Origin of the sequence: Tolypothrix bouteillei VB521301 (assembly GCF_000760695.4) — a bacterium.
GTDB lineage: Bacteria > Cyanobacteriota > Cyanobacteriia > Cyanobacteriales > Nostocaceae > Scytonema > Scytonema bouteillei_A.
This window is the reverse complement of sequence record NZ_JHEG04000001.1, coordinates 9,438,425-9,453,631: the sequence shown is the minus strand read 5'-3', so window position 1 is coordinate 9,453,631 and position 15,207 is coordinate 9,438,425. Positions and strand designations below refer to the sequence as shown.

Annotated in this window: 13 protein-coding genes; 8 read left to right on the top strand and 5 right to left on the bottom strand. The window is 40.0% G+C overall.

Annotated elements, in window-relative coordinates:
• The first annotated feature begins 24 nt into the window (after window positions 1-24).
• Window positions 25-1,143 carry a YheC/YheD family protein gene (locus HC643_RS38670; protein ID WP_038083217.1) on the top strand — a complete coding sequence of 373 codons (1,119 nt, stop codon included), beginning with the start codon at window positions 25-27 and terminating at the stop codon, window positions 1,141-1,143.
• Window positions 1,144-1,239: 96 nt separating this feature from the next.
• On the opposite strand, the gene gloA2 is transcribed toward HC643_RS38670, so the two are convergent.
• Together gloA2 and HC643_RS38660 are read right to left on the bottom strand one after the other, a co-directional pair.
• Entirely contained in the window at window positions 1,240-1,629 is a 390-nt protein-coding gene (gene gloA2, locus HC643_RS38665) for an SMU1112c/YaeR family gloxylase I-like metalloprotein (protein ID WP_038083219.1), read from the bottom strand.
• A gap of 105 nt (window positions 1,630-1,734) precedes the next feature.
• Window positions 1,735-2,982: a vWA domain-containing protein gene (locus HC643_RS38660; RefSeq protein WP_038083221.1), complete on the bottom strand. Its 1,248-nt coding sequence runs from the start codon at window positions 2,980-2,982 to the stop codon at window positions 1,735-1,737.
• 311 nt (window positions 2,983-3,293) lie between these two features.
• Between HC643_RS38660 and HC643_RS38655 the strand changes: the two genes are divergently transcribed.
• The 3 genes from HC643_RS38655 (at window position 3,294) to HC643_RS38645 (ending at window position 5,541) form a co-directional block, all read left to right on the top strand.
• Window positions 3,294-3,998 (top strand): ATP-dependent Clp protease proteolytic subunit, encoded by a 705-nt coding sequence (locus tag HC643_RS38655; protein ID WP_038083222.1) that lies wholly within the window; start codon window positions 3,294-3,296, stop codon window positions 3,996-3,998.
• 97 nt (window positions 3,999-4,095) lie between these two features.
• Window positions 4,096-4,686 carry an ATP-dependent Clp protease proteolytic subunit gene (locus HC643_RS38650; protein WP_038083225.1) on the top strand — a complete coding sequence of 197 codons (591 nt, stop codon included), beginning with the start codon at window positions 4,096-4,098 and terminating at the stop codon, window positions 4,684-4,686.
• Between the two features lie 243 nt (window positions 4,687-4,929).
• The gene (locus HC643_RS38645) at window positions 4,930-5,541 is read left to right on the top strand and encodes a J domain-containing protein (protein ID WP_038083226.1); all 612 of its coding nucleotides are present in this window, start codon (window positions 4,930-4,932) and stop codon (window positions 5,539-5,541) included.
• Window positions 5,542-5,619: 78 nt separating this feature from the next.
• Here HC643_RS38645 and HC643_RS38640 read toward each other — a convergent pair whose 3' ends face one another.
• On the bottom strand, window positions 5,620-6,681 hold the full coding sequence (locus HC643_RS38640; protein WP_082051653.1) for a LeuA family protein: 1,062 nt from the start codon (window positions 6,679-6,681) through the stop codon (window positions 5,620-5,622).
• Between the two features lie 190 nt (window positions 6,682-6,871).
• Between HC643_RS38640 and HC643_RS38635 the strand changes: the two genes are divergently transcribed.
• Window positions 6,872-7,087 carry a hypothetical protein gene (locus HC643_RS38635; RefSeq protein ID WP_038083228.1) on the top strand — a complete coding sequence of 72 codons (216 nt, stop codon included), beginning with the start codon at window positions 6,872-6,874 and terminating at the stop codon, window positions 7,085-7,087.
• 110 nt (window positions 7,088-7,197) lie between these two features.
• On the opposite strand, the gene HC643_RS38630 is transcribed toward HC643_RS38635, so the two are convergent.
• The gene (locus HC643_RS38630) at window positions 7,198-9,735 is read right to left on the bottom strand and encodes a bifunctional serine/threonine-protein kinase/ABC transporter substrate-binding protein (protein WP_050045451.1); all 2,538 of its coding nucleotides are present in this window, start codon (window positions 9,733-9,735) and stop codon (window positions 7,198-7,200) included.
• Between the two features lie 190 nt (window positions 9,736-9,925).
• Window positions 9,926-10,777: a sulfurtransferase gene (locus HC643_RS38625; protein WP_038083230.1), complete on the bottom strand. Its 852-nt coding sequence runs from the start codon at window positions 10,775-10,777 to the stop codon at window positions 9,926-9,928.
• Between the two features lie 1,126 nt (window positions 10,778-11,903).
• Between HC643_RS38625 and HC643_RS41060 the strand changes: the two genes are divergently transcribed.
• The 3 genes from HC643_RS41060 (at window position 11,904) to HC643_RS38615 (ending at window position 15,074) form a co-directional block, all read left to right on the top strand.
• Window positions 11,904-12,302 carry a helix-turn-helix domain-containing protein gene (locus HC643_RS41060; RefSeq protein ID WP_038092057.1) on the top strand — a complete coding sequence of 133 codons (399 nt, stop codon included), beginning with the start codon at window positions 11,904-11,906 and terminating at the stop codon, window positions 12,300-12,302.
• On the top strand, window positions 12,254-12,850 hold the full coding sequence (locus tag HC643_RS41055) for an IS630 family transposase (protein ID WP_202048575.1): 597 nt from the start codon (window positions 12,254-12,256) through the stop codon (window positions 12,848-12,850). The genes HC643_RS41060 and HC643_RS41055 overlap by 49 nt, the downstream gene beginning before the upstream one ends.
• A 241-nt stretch (window positions 12,851-13,091) precedes the next feature.
• Entirely contained in the window at window positions 13,092-15,074 is a 1,983-nt protein-coding gene (locus HC643_RS38615; RefSeq protein ID WP_050045452.1) for a bifunctional diguanylate cyclase/phosphodiesterase, read from the top strand.
• Window positions 15,075-15,207 lie beyond the last annotated feature (133 nt).

Below are 15,207 nucleotides of genomic sequence, written 5' to 3'. Positions count from 1 at the left end.
TTGGTTTCAGTCTTTATCTAAATTATGAAAAAAACAATTGGTGTTATAGCTAGAGAGTACCATGGAAATACTGCTCTTTTTGGAGCAAGAACCCCTTTCTTGCAAGAGATGGCAATAGAAGCTCAGAATCTTGCAATCGAATTGGTAGTATTTTCTCCCTTGGCTTGGCAGCCAGGAAGATTGGAAATTAACGGGTATCGCTTTTGTGACGGTGCTTGGGTTGCTAACAGACAAATTATCCCCAATCTTCTCTATTATAGATTTATTTCTCAGGCTAATGAGAAAAAATTTATTGGTGATTTTCAATACTTTTTAAGACAAAATAATTTTAATTTATTAATTCCTTTCGAGCTAGTTTTTTTACTACAAGATAAATTTAAATTTTATAATTTTTTACTGGAAAACAATATTCCTACAATTCAATCTGTTCTTATCAAAGATGCTTCTGAAGAAGTGGTAGACAGTTTTTTAACATACAGTAACTGTATATACATAAAGCCTATTAAGGGTCATGGAGGAAAGGATATTGCTATTGTTAAGCAGAGCCAAGACAATCAAGAATCATTATATTTAATGACCGAAAGTTGTAGGGTGATTCAAAGAAAACACTTATTAGAAACGCTGAAAACACAATTCAATTCAACCTCTTGTTTGCTCCAGCCAAAAGCAAAGGTGGTTGAGTTAGAGAATTCTCATTTTGATGTCAGAGTAATTGTTCAAAACTCTGGCAATGCAAATTATCAAGTAACAGGTATGGGGGTAAGAATTGGTAGCAAAAATTCTTGGATTACAAATATAAATGGTGATGGCAAAGCCCTGTCGATTTACGAATTGAGGGAATTTTATCAAAAATATTACGGTAAGAGTATTGATTCAGAAATTGTTAGGATAACAGATATGTGTTTGGAATGCTCCTACAAACTTCATGCAAAATTTGGTAATTTTGCTGAAGTTGGTTTTGATATTTTATTGACTTTGGATCGAGGACCTCTTGTTTTAGAAGCTAATTCTCAACCCGGACGGAAAATATTTAAGGCGATCGCTAGTTTGTATGAAGAAAATTCTGCCGAATTTCTCAGGTATAAAGAGCTTAGACGCACAAGTGTTAGACTTCCTCTAATTTTTGCCCTAAATAATAGCTAGCACGTTGGTTTTGCTTTGTAGTAACGTTATAGCGCGTCAATGGATTTAGAATCTAACATTGAATCCTTATTGTTGGGTTTCGTTCCTCGATCCAACCTACTCATTTTCATAAATTTCTAAGGGCAAATCATCGGGGTCTTTGAAAAAAGTAAACTTTTTGCCCGTTATTTCATCAATTCTGATGTCTTCTACTTCTATTCCTTGAGAGATTAAATCACTAACAGTTTGTTCAATATTATCTACTTGAAAAGCTAAATGTCTTAAACCACAAGCTTCGGGAGTACTGGTTCTTTTGGGGGGTGATGGAAACGAAAATAGCTCGATCTGGTCGTGTTCTCCAACTCGTAAATCTAACTTATAAGAATTTCTATGAGTCCGAAAGGTTTCTTTAATAATAGAAAAACCTAAAACTTCTACATAAAACTTTTTGGAGCGCTCGTAATCCGAACAGATAATTGCCACATGATGAATTCCAGTTGTTTTCATAATTTTTGGGGTTAGAGAAGAGGCTAGGCTTTCCCAGGTGGAGCCTGGGAAAGAGGTCGATACAACTTTCAAGGATTTTAAACCGCAAACTCCCCTACCCACAAACTAAGAATCTTGCAAAACAGTCTTAGAAACAATCCGGGTTTTCTTACGATCGCTCTCTGATAACTCTTCTCCTGCTTGCAGGCGAGTAGCAGAGGTTTGCAAGACAGTCGCAGCGCCAGTATCGCCCATTTGCAGGGCAGTTTTAGCAGCAGTTTGCAACATCGTAGCAGCGCCAGCGCGATCGCCTTGTTGCAATTTTGCCTCTGCAAGTTGTGTTTGTCGATACTTAGCAAGTGCCAAAATATGTTGCTGTACTTGAGCATCAGCAGCCGGTTGGTAGGAACGAACAATATTTGCCTCAACAGGAATTGTTTCTGAGAGCAATCCTGTTTTGTCCTGAGCTGGATCGTCGTAGCGAACCTGAACTTTAGCGATGGTTTGCCTACCTTCTGGTAACTGTCCCAAATAAATATTTGCTAGCACAACGCGCTCTGAATCCTTCATCAAATCGCCCAAACGCACGGAAAACCGTCCATCCATTTCCAGTTGTACTGGCAATTCAATGGTGTCTGGGGCGACTTGGGCGACAGGTTTTAGTTCTGCAAGACGCACATTAGGTACGAGTGAGAAAAGCAAGTAAGCATTGGTCAATCCCACAGTTTGAATGCGGGTAAACAAACGACCAAACTCATCTACGACCTGTTCCGGTTGCTGGATGTAAGATAAAGTTCCACCACCAGCATCAGCAATTTTTTCCAGAACATCTTGGTTCCAATTATCACCGAATCCTAAGGTGTTCAAAGTTAAACTATAGCCTGCAGCCAATTGGGCAAATTTTAAACAACGGTTGTTGTCACCGTGTTCGTTTTCACCGTCAGTTAACAAGAAGGCTTGGGAAATAGTTTCTTTTTTTCCTTTTGCCAGTTCCTCTATACCCAAACGCAACCCCTCATCAATTGCAGTTCCGCCATCAGCAGCAAGACGGTTAATTTGTTGCTTAACACGTTCTGGATTTTCCAGTAATTGATTGGAAACTAGAACTTTGGCGCGGTGATCGAAAACAACAACACTGAGGCGATCGCCAGGACTGAGTCTGTCAACTAAGCGGATTGCTGCTTTTTTGACAATTTCCAGTGGTCGTCCACTCATAGAACCACTGTGGTCGAGAATCAGGCATAAATTCAGAGGGACGTTACGATCCATCATTTCTGGCTTTGCAGAAATGGAAATTGCCAACTGACGTTGACTATTAGATTGATTTGCATCTAAATTGCCATCATTGAGAGCTGGCTGCAAGCTAACCTTCATAATCCCCCAAACGTTTCACACGGGTTATACTTATTTATAGATAACTTCAAACCGCCATTTCTGTTCTTCGGAAAATCTTTGTGACAAGAACTTTAACAATCGCTTCATAAGTTATTAGGGACTTAGAACTGGGGACTGGCGATTGGGAATTAAAGATTAAGTTATGAGTACTTTCCCCTTGTCTCCCTTGTCCCCCTTGTCTCCCTTGTCCCCATGCCCTAATCCCCTAGAGAGAAATCCACACCCCCAATAGAGCTAGCATCGCGCTAGGATGTAGTACAGTTAACGGAATTAATTGAGCAACAGTTGCTATGGAAACCTCCCCCATCAAGGCTGTTCAAGCCCCATATTATGGCGACAGCTTCTACCGATCTCCGCCACCCGATTTACCTTCGCTCATGTTGAAGGAACGGATCATTTACTTGGGACTGCCTTTGGTTTCACCGGATGAGTATAAACAGCAACTGGGAGTAGACGTAACGGAACTGATCATTGCTCAGCTTCTCTACCTACAGTACGACGATCCGGAAAAGCCAATTTATATTTACATCAACTCTACGGGTACTTCTTGGTACACCGGAGATGCAATTGGTGCTGAAACGGAAGCATTTGCTATTTGCGATACCCTGAACTACATTAAGCCACCCGTCCACACCATCTGTATTGGTCAGGCAATGGGTACGGCAGCTATGATCCTATCTGCAGGAACCAAGGGTTACCGTGCAAGTCTCCCCAATGGGTCAATTGTCTTGCACCAGGCAAAACGCCGCACTGGTTACGGTCAAGCAACAGACATTCAAATCCAAGCACAAGAGGTGCTCACCAACAAGCAAATGATCCTGTCAATTCTCTCTAAGAATACGGGACAACCTCCTGAAAAAATTTCTAAAGATATGGATCGCATGTACTATATGACTCCTCAAGAAGCTAAAGAATACGGCTTGATTGACCGGGTATTAGAAAGTACAAAAGAACTTCCTCAAGTTGTGTCGGCTGCCCTTCCTGTTAAATCTTAAATAGGTAAGTTGCGATACGGCTGTACTCCGTTAAGCCTCCGGCTTATCGCAGTGTTTCTTCCAGCTTAAACTTTGAATACGAGAATTTTGAACTATTATGCCGATTGGTGTTCCTAGAGTCCCTTATCGTTTTCCTGGGGAACCTTATACCCAGTGGATTAATATTTACGAACGCCTTGCCTTGGAACGAATCATTTTCCTCAGTGGAGAAGTCACCGATGGTATGGCTAATGCTATTATCGCCAGACTGCTTTACATGGATTCTGACGATCCAACTAAGGATATTAGTATTTACATCAACTCCCCTGGTGGTTCAGTGACAGCAGGGCTTGCTATCTACGATACAATGCAGCATATCAAAGCAAATGTTGTAACAATTTGCGTAGGTATGGCAGCTTCCATGGGATCGTTCCTCTTAGCTGCAGGAACAAAGGGCAAACGTCTGGCTTTGCCCAATACTCGAATTCTCATTCACCAACCTCTTGGCGGTGCTCAGGGTCAAGCTACTGATATTGAAATTGAAGCTAAGCAAATTCTTAGAATGCGGCAGCAACTCAATGAAATGTTAGCAGCTCGCACGGGTCAACCTATAGAGAAAATTCAAAAAGATACCGACCGCGACTACTGGATGTCAGCTCAAGAAGCGAAGGAATACGGTTTGATTGACCGTGTCATTGAAGAACGGTAGCGCGTGGTGGGGATTGGAGAATGGGGAAAAGGGAGAGAAGAGGGACAAGGGGACAGGGAGAAGTATGAGTAACCGATTCTCCAATGCCCAATCTCTAATCCACGTATCCCCAATCCCCAGTTCTCTATTAACAAAAATGTAAATTATGGACTTTAAACCAGAAATTGAGTCATTATCATCATAAAAACTTCACGCTTAGGCTTTAAGCTAATAGCTGATATTCGTCTCACGCTGATAGCTCAGATGGATCTAGGAGATTGCTACCGTTTATTAGGTCTCAGGTCGGGAGCCTCGTTTTCCGACATCAAATTGTCATACCGTCGCTTGGCGCAGCTGTATCATCCTGATATCAACCCAGATGACAAAAAAGCGAAAGAAAAGTTTATTGCCGTAACTGAGGCATATAAACTCCTGTTGCAGGTAGTTCCTCAAGAAAACACATTTCGACAAGGAACTCAGTCACAAACTGTTGAACGTCAGGAAACTTCTTCGCGTCCGGAACCTCCAAAGAAGGAAAAACCAAAACCCAAACCAAAACCGCCTAATGTTGTGGAAATAGAAAGGCGGTTGAAGTGGCGTACTTACGAGCAATTGCAACAGTTTTTGAAGCAAAAGCGTTTCCCGCAAGCGACAGCTCTGGCGGAAGCACTGGCTCAGCGTCTCCCTGATGATGCAGAAGTCCGCCAATGGCAAGCTATTGCATATCAACTTTGGGGGCGATCGCTCATTGCAGATAACCAACCCTTGAAAGCTAGGATTTATCTCAAAAAAGCTCTAAAGACCGATCCCAATAACAGAACTTTGTGGATTGAGGTGCAGCGAGATTTTGAACGTTTAGAGCAGAAGATTTTTTAGGATTGCGATTAAATCGGCTGTTCACCGTCTTAACAGCGCACCGATTGAAAGTGCGTTTATTTTGCTGTTGCAAAATGTTTAAGTTGTGGAGTCCAGTACAGTTTGGGAACGAACATTCCATTCCTCATTCAGTTCTATAACTGCATGCCCATTAACTGGTGGACGTTGCTTTTCAACTCTTCGGACTCGACCCACTAATTCGGGTGGATACGCTTCATAGGACTTGGGATTACGCTCCACAGCTTGCACGTGGTACTTTGAAGTGTGAGTAAAAGCGTTTTTCCCAACCACAGGTCTGAGTTCGTCTGGTTGGTAGCCCGTTACTCGTTGTACGGCGCAGGCTAATTTAGGAATTTGTTCTAGGGGAAAGCGGTTTTCTCCTCTCTTCTGGTGAAGAATAACCGCTAGTTGAAGTAAATCTGTGATACCCGTTCTTTCCCCAATTCCTAAAATCGATGTATCTATAACGGAGGCTCCAGCATCAATAGCTACAAGTGCATTTGCTACTGCTAAACCAAAATCATTGTGCAAATGTATTTCTAATTCACAACTAAAAGTGCTGACAAATTTCGATACAAGTGTGTCACAAGTTAATGGTTCTAAAATACCAACTGTATCAGCTAAGCTTATACGTTCTGCTCCTGCTACGAGCGCTATATCAGTTAGCCACTCAATATCATCCCACACCGTTCGAGATGCATCTTCAATTGTAAAACGGACTTTTAAACCTAATTTTTTTGCTTCTGCGAGCGCAACTTGTATTTTCTGGCTAATGTATTCTTTGTTGCGGTTAACAAACTTAGTTTCAGTGGCTAAATGATTGACTGAAGCCCAAATACCTACCCAATCCGCTTTAGCTCGTTTCGCTGCTTGTATTTCTTCAACATTTGCTCTAGCATGCATCAGTATTTGTGTGGAACGGGCTGCACGAGCAACTTCCAAACAAATCCTTTCATCTTCTGCTGAAATCCCTGGATGACCTACTTCCACACAGTCAATTTGAAATTCTTCTAATAGATGAAGAATTTTGATTTTATCTTGACTGCTAAAACGAATTCCTGCTTGCTGTTCGCCTTCACGCAACGTTGCGTCTAAAATTTTGAGATTGGACTTATTACTGCAATCATTTTTATTTGGCATTAGTTGCTTTGTTACACTGTTACACAGATAGCAAAAACCTTCTTTGTAAAGATTAACAAATGCGAGCGGAGCAAAACCATCACCCAATTCATTTTGAAGATAAAATTTTATGAAGATTTTCTATTCCTATCGGATACAATGTTGCTATTTCTGTAAAAAGATCGTGGAGGAGCGAGGCTAAAGGAAAAATATGTCATCTTTAATCATTCTAGTCGCTGCATTAATTGTAGCTTTGTTGGTTTTTAAGGCATTATTTAATGTCTTTAAAACAGTTATTAGTACTGCGATCGCTCTTTTTATCATTGTGGTTATCTTGGCTGTTTTTGGGTTTACTCCTGAAGATCTGTTACACGAATTTACAAAATTACCAGAAACTTTACAAAAAATGTTAAGGGGAGGCTCGTAAAAATTTTGCATTCAACAAAATTTCTACAAATTTGAAACAAAAATGCGACAGTGAGTTGGTCTAAATCAAGCCCAGACTTAACTTTCTCAATCTCAAATCTACTCATGGTATTACTTAAGAGGCACAAATTGTAATTGTCCCGTACTGGGATGGGCTTTAACTGTCACTAATTGTTGAATGTTAAGTTGTTTGCGATCGCCATTATAGAGAAAAGAAATGTCTCCTGTAGCACCCTTTACTGTAAAATTCGGCTCTGCCATTGTTTGTTCTAAATTCTCGCGACTCACAAATGAAAGTTTTTCAGTAGCCGCTACAAATACACGCGTTGCATCATATGACAATGCAGTACGCCAATTAACTGGTTCCCCCCAAAGTTTAATGGTAGCTTGTGTATATTGTCTGTTAGGGCTGCTTAAGTGATGCCAGGGTATCCCAACGACCATTCCTTCTGCATTATTACCGACACCTTCTAGAATATTCGGCATAAAAAGACTATCTCCGCCCACAATAGGGTAGCGTAACCGATTGGCGCGAATCAAGCGAAACACAGTTTCAGAAATCAGACCATCATTATTGGGGAGTAACACAATTACATCAGCATTTGTTGCTCGAACTTCACTTATAGCTTGACTGGGATTAAAATTGGGTGCTGATAAATCGAACTCTTTAACAACTGTCCCACCACCTGCAGTAAAGCTTCTTTCTAATGTGTCTCGCATAGAAAAACTGTAGTTGCTTGTTTCATTAAAAAAAACGGCTGCTTTTCTTTTCTTAGCGTTTGTCAGCATATAGCTTGCTAAATTTTGGGCAATATCCCTGTCGCTATAAGCTATTCGGCGAAAATAACAATAGGATTGCCTGCACACGGTTGATAAATCTTTTGAGGTAGCAGTGGAAGAGATTAATGGTAACTTGTGCTGTTGGTAGATACCGACAGCACTAATCGTGGTATCGCTGGTAAAATGACCTACAACACCCAGAACATCTTGTTTTTTTACTAAAGCTTCCGCTATTTTCTTAGCTTGGTAGGAGTTATTGTTGTCAGTAGCAATGAGAATCTTGATTTTGTAGTTAGTTTTAGGATTTTTATTAAATTCATCTTGAGCTTGAGCCACTCCCCGCAACATTTCTTTACTGACATTGATACTATCGTTATTGTTTGTCATGGGAACAACAACAGCAAACGTGTAGCTTTTTGGTACTTGTTGAAAAATTCGAGCATTATTTAAGTAAATTAAGGTTTCAGGATCGGAGTTTTTTTTCCATGACTTCTCTAGCAAACCGATAGCAGTCTCATACCTTCCTGCTGCAAATGCTTTGACTCCTTCTTCTTTCTCCTCATTTATACTTTGAGTAATAATAATTTGTTCTCCACAACTTATGTTGTCATCGGTTGCAAATTTGCTAAAAGTACTCTTGGAACACCCATCCACTCGATGGACAAAAGATAAAACAAGTCCTCCAACTAAAACGGTAGCAAAGACAGCTGCACCCGCTAACAGCTTTTTTATTGGTATTCTTTTCTGAGCTTTATAAGCCCTCTCATGACCGTTTTCTTTCAGATGGGAGTTTACTAAAGTATCAATAAGGTTCACATCAAGACTGCGATAAGCTTCCGGCTTCTCGGCTGAAGCGGTATCGTGACCGTTATTGTCATAATAAGTAGATTGAACGCAGGTTGGTTCAGATAAGATATTTTTTAAATTTTCTGTTGTTCGATATCCGATGTTGATTTCGCCTCGTTCCTCCAACTGAAGCCCGTAACTTTTCTGTAGTTCTACTAATTGATGCAAAAGGATTTTTGTATTTTGCGGGCGTTTTTTAGGCAATGGGTCCATTAAATTATCAATAAAATTTCCTAAATTTTCAGAAATTTGTATTTCGTTGCGCCAAATTTTTCTTTCTCTATCTTTAGGATCTGGAGGAAGCTCGTAAGGTTCTTTACCTGTTAGTAGATAAACAAATGTACGACCTAAAGCAAAAAAATCTGATTGAGGAACCGCTTGACCTTGGCATTGTTCTGGTGCAGTATACCCTTGTGAAGAAATTGTCGTTACCTCTTCTTTGGCTAAAGCTTCAGAATAAGTATCTGTCATTTCTCTCACTGCGCCAAAGTCTATTAGCACAAGTTCTCCATCAGATCTCAACATAATGTTTGATGGTTTAATATCTCTATGAAACAGTCTTTTCTCATGGACTATATCTACGATATTTGCTAACTTAAACAACCACTCAACTGCTAATTCTTCCTGAATAGGACGAGATTCTCTTTGTTTTAAATAGTCTTGTAGATTTAATCCCTCAATTTTCTCCATTACAAAGCAAGGGTATAGACTACTGCTATCTTTTCCTTTGAATAGAAAGTAGCTATATCCTTTAGGAATACCGGGATAATTAATAGATTGCAAAACTTTAGCTTCTTTCTCAAATAACTCCACCAATTTGTTCTGGGGTTGTTCTAGTACTTTAAGGATTTTAATTCTTCCCTTTTCTAAAACTTCATAAACTGCTGTGTATGGTCGTTTTTCCAGAACTTCAACAACTCGATAGCGACCTTCTAAAAGCAATTCTGAACCACAGGTACAGCAAAACAGCCTACCATCAGGGTTATAAGGATTTCTACATCTGGGATTGATACAGTAAGTCATACAATTGTGAAGGTGAACGGTCGTTAAAGTACCTTGTACTTACAAACCACTACCGCTCCTAGTCCTCTATACTAGGTTGTTCTGAAAAATTATAGATAGTTAATATATAAAGTTTATTATTAATTTTGAATTATTTTTGCTTTGCGGTTAGAACCCTGACTTCTTAAAGAAGTCGAGGTTCTGGCAACTCCTAGTCAGACAACCGAGTTTCAACAGGTAGTGAGAAATCACGAGACCATTCGTTCCAAGAACCAAAATAGTTCCTGACATCTTTGATTCCTGCTTCTTTTAAGGCAATGAGGGTATTGGCGGCTCTAGACCCTTTGAAGCAGTAAACGTATACCGTTGACTCTGGCATAATACCTACAGACTGACAAATCTCTAAGATTTCTTCAACTGGACGGAACATCGGAATTTCAGAATTGGGTATCATCATTCGATACCATTCAATCCAAACTGCGCCGGGAATCCTACCTTTACGGGGGCAAAAATCCACTCCATATGGAGAAGAACTTATTCCGATCCACTCATCGTAATCTCTAACATCTAGCTTAACGATTTCCGGTCGATCGAGAGCCTGCAACATTTGCTCTGTAGTTACCAGAATTGAGGAATCTATGTTAAGCAAGAAGATTTTGCGATTGCGATCGATCGTTTCTACAGTCGTTGGCATTTGGGCTGCTAACCATGCTTTATAACCACCGTGTAAAATAGAAACGTTAGAACAACCGAGGTACTTGAGCAAAAAGTAACCCCGACAAGACTGTCCGTAGCCAGAGTTCATGGCATCTTCGTAAATGACAATCTGCTCGGTACCTGAGATTCCAGCTGCACCTAATAAATCTGCAAAATTTGACTGCAAGTTAGATAAACCAAATGGTGTAGAAGAAGCCAAATAGGTGAAAATTTCGTGAATATTGATTGCACCGGGAATATGAGAAACAGCATATTCTTGTAAGGTGCGGGTATCAATAACAACAGTTGATTTTTGAAGTATAATTTCGGCTAGTTGTATCGGTGTAAGAAGTGGTTTTACTTCCATCTCTGCCTTTCTCCTTTCTTATGAATGCTCAAGCAGAAGTGAAACTTGAAGATTTTTTCTTTTTCTCAGGCAAAGCAATAACCTTAGGCTTTCTCGGAGATAAGTAGGTAGGCACAATTAAACCGAACTATATAAACTTATGTAAAGTGTCACAAATGCTTTAAAGATTAAGCTTTTAAATGATTTACATTTCTTAATGTAGTTGTGTTTTTTAGCACCCACCTACTTAAATTACTCCAGAATTTGGGGAAAGTTTTGTTTGAAAATTCCTAAGTCAGCTACCTAGCCATCATAGAATTGAATGTTGATAATAGATGTTAATCACAATGCTTTTTTTCAGAATTTCTGCTTGCACGTGTCTTTTTAAGAGAGCGCACTTAATAGGTCTTTTTATTATTTAGTCTGAAGTCTGAGTCTACACAAGTTGATGGTAATTGTCACAACTTTAAATGACGCATATTGTATTCTAAGTAGTCAGCGTTAAAAATTGCCGTCATCTTAAGCAGACAGCAGAAGAGAAGAGATTTTTAGACAACTTTACTTTTTGTTGTATGCTTTGGTTTTTTTGCACTTGTCTGCTTAAGTGTATTTTCTAAAAAGAATGACGTTGACGCTCGAATTTTTCCTATTTAGCTGTGGTAGCAAGGGTTTACCACATTTACTTTGAGATGTGATTGAAAAAACCGCAGAGGTGCAAAGGGCTCGGAGGAAGAGCAAAAATATGATTATTAATATCATTTTAAATCTAAATTTAAGTGGCGGACCTATAGCGGTCTGTCACACAAGCTTTAAGGGGAGCATCACAATTTGGAAAAAACACGCTTGTGATTGAAATCATACCTATACAGACCAAGTTTGACTGCGAGGACTTTATTTAAAGCCTGCATAGCTTTGTTTGTATAGCCAGAATTCTATTCTGCGGGCACTTGGCACTCTTTGGGATGCTCCCACTTCAAGAAACTGCTAAATTTCCGATTTTATTGAGGAAATCAAGGATCTGGTGATTGCAAAACTGCCTTCACAAAAAACTCAAATTTGAAGCTTACAATCATTATATTTTAAATACAGCAGTTTCCGATGTTATGAGGTACAGTTAGTATTAATAAAATCAAAAGATAATACTGTCATGAAAGCATATTCAGTAGATATTCGAGAAAAAATAGTGGCAGCGCATATTGAGGAAAAAATCTCGATTCGTCAAGTAGCACTCAGATTTGCAGTGAGCAAAAGTTTAGTACAAAAGCTAGTAAAGCAACAAAAAAGTCATGGTAATTTACAACCATTAAAACCGGGTAAGCCACGATTTAGTCATCTGACAAATGCGGAATTAGAGTTAAGAGAACTAGTGTCAGAGAATCCGGATGCAACAATAGTGGAATTCTGTGAATTATTTGCGGCAAAGACAGGTAATTGGGTGAGTCAGACGGCAATGTGTCGTTCTTTACAAAAATTAGGATTAAATCGCAAAAAAAAACATTGCGGAGTAGCCAAGCAGCAACTCCAAGAGTTCAAAAACTCAGAGTAGAATATTGGGAAAAAGTCAAGGAGATAGAGCCAGAAAACTTGGTATTTTTAGATGAAACAGGGGTAATACTGGGTTTAGCAAGAACGCATGCACGTTCACAAAAGGGAACAAGAGTATATGAAATGAAGCCATTTTACCGGGGAGCAAAAGTTACGGTGATTGGAGCAATAAGTCTTAAAAAAGTTGTGGCATTAATGACAATAAATAACTCAATGGATAGCCTAGCTTTTGAAGGATTTATTGAGAAGTTCTTATTGCCTCAATTATGGCCGGGAGCAGTAGTAGTTATGGATAATTTACCGGCACATAAACTAGCATCAATCGAACCAATGATTGAATCTGTAGGTGCAAAAGTCTTGTGTTTATCTCCATATTCTCCTGATTTTAATCCCATTGAATTATGGTGGTCACAACTTAAATCTTTTTTACGTACTTTTTCTCCAACTACAACCGAAATGGTTGATAAAGTTATCTCTGTTGCTCTCGACTTGATGAATCCTCAACATTTAAAAAATTGGTTCACTAAGTGCTGTTATTGTACCTCATAACATCGGAATTTGCTGTAATATAATAAATTACATAAAATTAGTACTTTTTAAGATGAGTAAAAATTGATGACTTCTTTATGAAAGCTTTAATGTACGAAGTTTTGCTGATGACTGTAAAGACAAGATTTTTGATTAAATTAACCGTTTAACGAACAAATCAATTGAAATTACTGAAATATATCAAAAAAACCAATGATAGCAGTTATCAGTATTTTCTCTTAAACAACTTTAATTGAAAACGATGCAACGACCTCCAGAAGAAACAGTGACTTTAGACAATGTTGTGATTACGGTGGAGTTATCTCGACGATTGCCTCGTCCTCCAAACTTGCTCTCAGAAAATCAGGCAATGCATACGTTAGCGCGACAGATGGTGAACCAGCCAGAAACGATGCTTAAAAGCCTGGTTGAAATAGCGATCGCCTTATGTCATGCAGGGACAGCAGGAGTCAGCTTGCTTGACGTAACGCCCAGTGGTGAGGAAGTCTTTCGCTGGGATGTATTAGCTGGAACCCTGCAACAGTACGTCGGCGGTACTACGCCCCGCAACTTTAGCCCTTGTGGTACCTGTCTCGATCGCGGTGGACCTCAGCTTTATTCCTACCCCGAACGGTATTTTACTTATTTCCAAGCCACAAATACTCCCTTCGTCGAAGGATTGGTATTACCGCTTATTGCCGAGGGTCATGCTCTCGGCACTATCTGGATTGTGTCTCATGACGAGCAGCAACATTTTGACTTAGAAGATGTTCGCGTGATGACAAGTTTAGCAGACTTTACTGCGGCTGCTCTATTGCTCAATCGGCGACAGACCAAAGAATTGCTGGTGAAGAATGCCCAATTAGAAGCTGAAGTTGTCGAGCGTCAACGGGTAGAAAAACAATTGCTCCATCTTGCTTTTCATGACTCTTTGACAGGGCTACCGAATCGAACTTTATTCATGGAACGGTTGGGACAGAAACTCAAACGTGCTTGCACGGGTGAGGATTTGTTTGCCGTTCTTTTTCTAGATGTAGATCGCTTCAAGGTGGTTAACGATAGTCTGGGGCATACGATTGGGGATCGATTGCTAATTGCGATCGCAGATCGACTTCAAAAGTGTTTGCGGTCTGGAGATTTATTAGCACGTCTTGGAGGCGATGAGTTTGCCATCCTAACAGAGGAAATAAAGTCTATCAACGATGCCGTGCAACTTGCCGAGCGGCTCCAACAAGCGCTGATACTGCCTTTCTATATTCAGGGATACGAAGTGTTTACCACTTTAAGTATTGGCATTACGTTCAGTACCTTAGGATACGAGCGACCGGAGAATCTTTTGCGCGACGCCGATATTGCAATGTATCGCGCTAAAGCTTTGGGGAAGGCGCGTTACAAGATATTTGACCGAGCCATGTATACTGAAAGTAAAAAGCTGTTGCAGTTAGAAACAGACCTGCGACGTGCTGTTGAGCGTCAAGAATTTCGGATTTACTACCAACCAATTGTTTCGCTGTCAACCAACAAGATTATTGGGTTTGAGGCTCTCTTGCGCTGGCAACATCCCAAGCGCGGTCTGGTGTTGCCATCGGAGTTTATTTCAGTAGCAGAAGAAACTGGGCTGATAGTACCTATTGATTATTGGGTACTTCGAGAAGCATGCCGCCAGATGTACTTGTGGCAGCACCAATTTCAAGACAGAGGTTTGACAATCAACGTCAATCTTTCTAGCAAACAATTTTCACAACCAAATCTCAATGAGCGGATCTACGAAACTTTACAGTCAACTCGCTTAGATCCACGAAGTTTAAAGGTGGAGATCACCGAAAGCATAATGATGGAAAACACTGCTATGGCAACTAAAATGCTATGGCAACTGAAAGAATTAGGGATTGAATTACACATAGATGACTTTGGGACTGGCTATTCATCTCTGAGTTATCTGCACCAATTTCCACTGAGTGTTTTAAAAATTGACCGCTCCTTTGTTAATAGGAGCGAGAACTCAGAAATTGTGCTGGCGATCGTCACACTAGCTCATAATTTAGGCATGGATGTCATAGCAGAAGGGATAGAAACTTTGGAGCAACGCGAAAAACTGAGATCACTCAAATGCAAATACGGACAGGGGTACTTCTTTTCTAAGCCACAAGAAGCATCAGCAGTAGAAGCTTTGCTTGCCCAAGAGGTCAACCACGTCTACTCGCCCAACGAGTACAGATCGTGCTCGCGAATGCATTCCAAATAGCGACTTTGTCAACAAAACTTTACAAAAAAGCATCCTTAAGATAGATTCCTTCATCTTAATCCAGCCTTACTATAGAGTGTAGTAAATGTACAACACTCATTGGAGATGAGTTTTTCGGTTCGATTCACTAAAG

Coding starts and splice junctions, on each gene's coding strand:
- HC643_RS38670 (WP_038083217.1), top strand. CDS start 25: ATGAAAAAAACAATTGGTGTTATAGCTAGAGAGTACCATGGAAATACT.
- gloA2 (WP_038083219.1), bottom strand. CDS start 1,629: ATGAAAACAACTGGAATTCATCATGTGGCAATTATCTGTTCGGATTAC.
- HC643_RS38660 (WP_038083221.1), bottom strand. CDS start 2,982: ATGAAGGTTAGCTTGCAGCCAGCTCTCAATGATGGCAATTTAGATGCA.
- HC643_RS38655 (WP_038083222.1), top strand. CDS start 3,294: ATGGAAACCTCCCCCATCAAGGCTGTTCAAGCCCCATATTATGGCGAC.
- HC643_RS38650 (WP_038083225.1), top strand. CDS start 4,096: ATGCCGATTGGTGTTCCTAGAGTCCCTTATCGTTTTCCTGGGGAACCT.
- HC643_RS38645 (WP_038083226.1), top strand. CDS start 4,930: ATGGATCTAGGAGATTGCTACCGTTTATTAGGTCTCAGGTCGGGAGCC.
- HC643_RS38640 (WP_082051653.1), bottom strand. CDS start 6,681: ATGCCAAATAAAAATGATTGCAGTAATAAGTCCAATCTCAAAATTTTA.
- HC643_RS38635 (WP_038083228.1), top strand. CDS start 6,872: ATGTCATCTTTAATCATTCTAGTCGCTGCATTAATTGTAGCTTTGTTG.
- HC643_RS38630 (WP_050045451.1), bottom strand. CDS start 9,735: ATGACTTACTGTATCAATCCCAGATGTAGAAATCCTTATAACCCTGAT.
- HC643_RS38625 (WP_038083230.1), bottom strand. CDS start 10,777: ATGGAAGTAAAACCACTTCTTACACCGATACAACTAGCCGAAATTATA.
- HC643_RS41060 (WP_038092057.1), top strand. CDS start 11,904: ATGAAAGCATATTCAGTAGATATTCGAGAAAAAATAGTGGCAGCGCAT.
- HC643_RS38615 (WP_050045452.1), top strand. CDS start 13,092: ATGCAACGACCTCCAGAAGAAACAGTGACTTTAGACAATGTTGTGATT.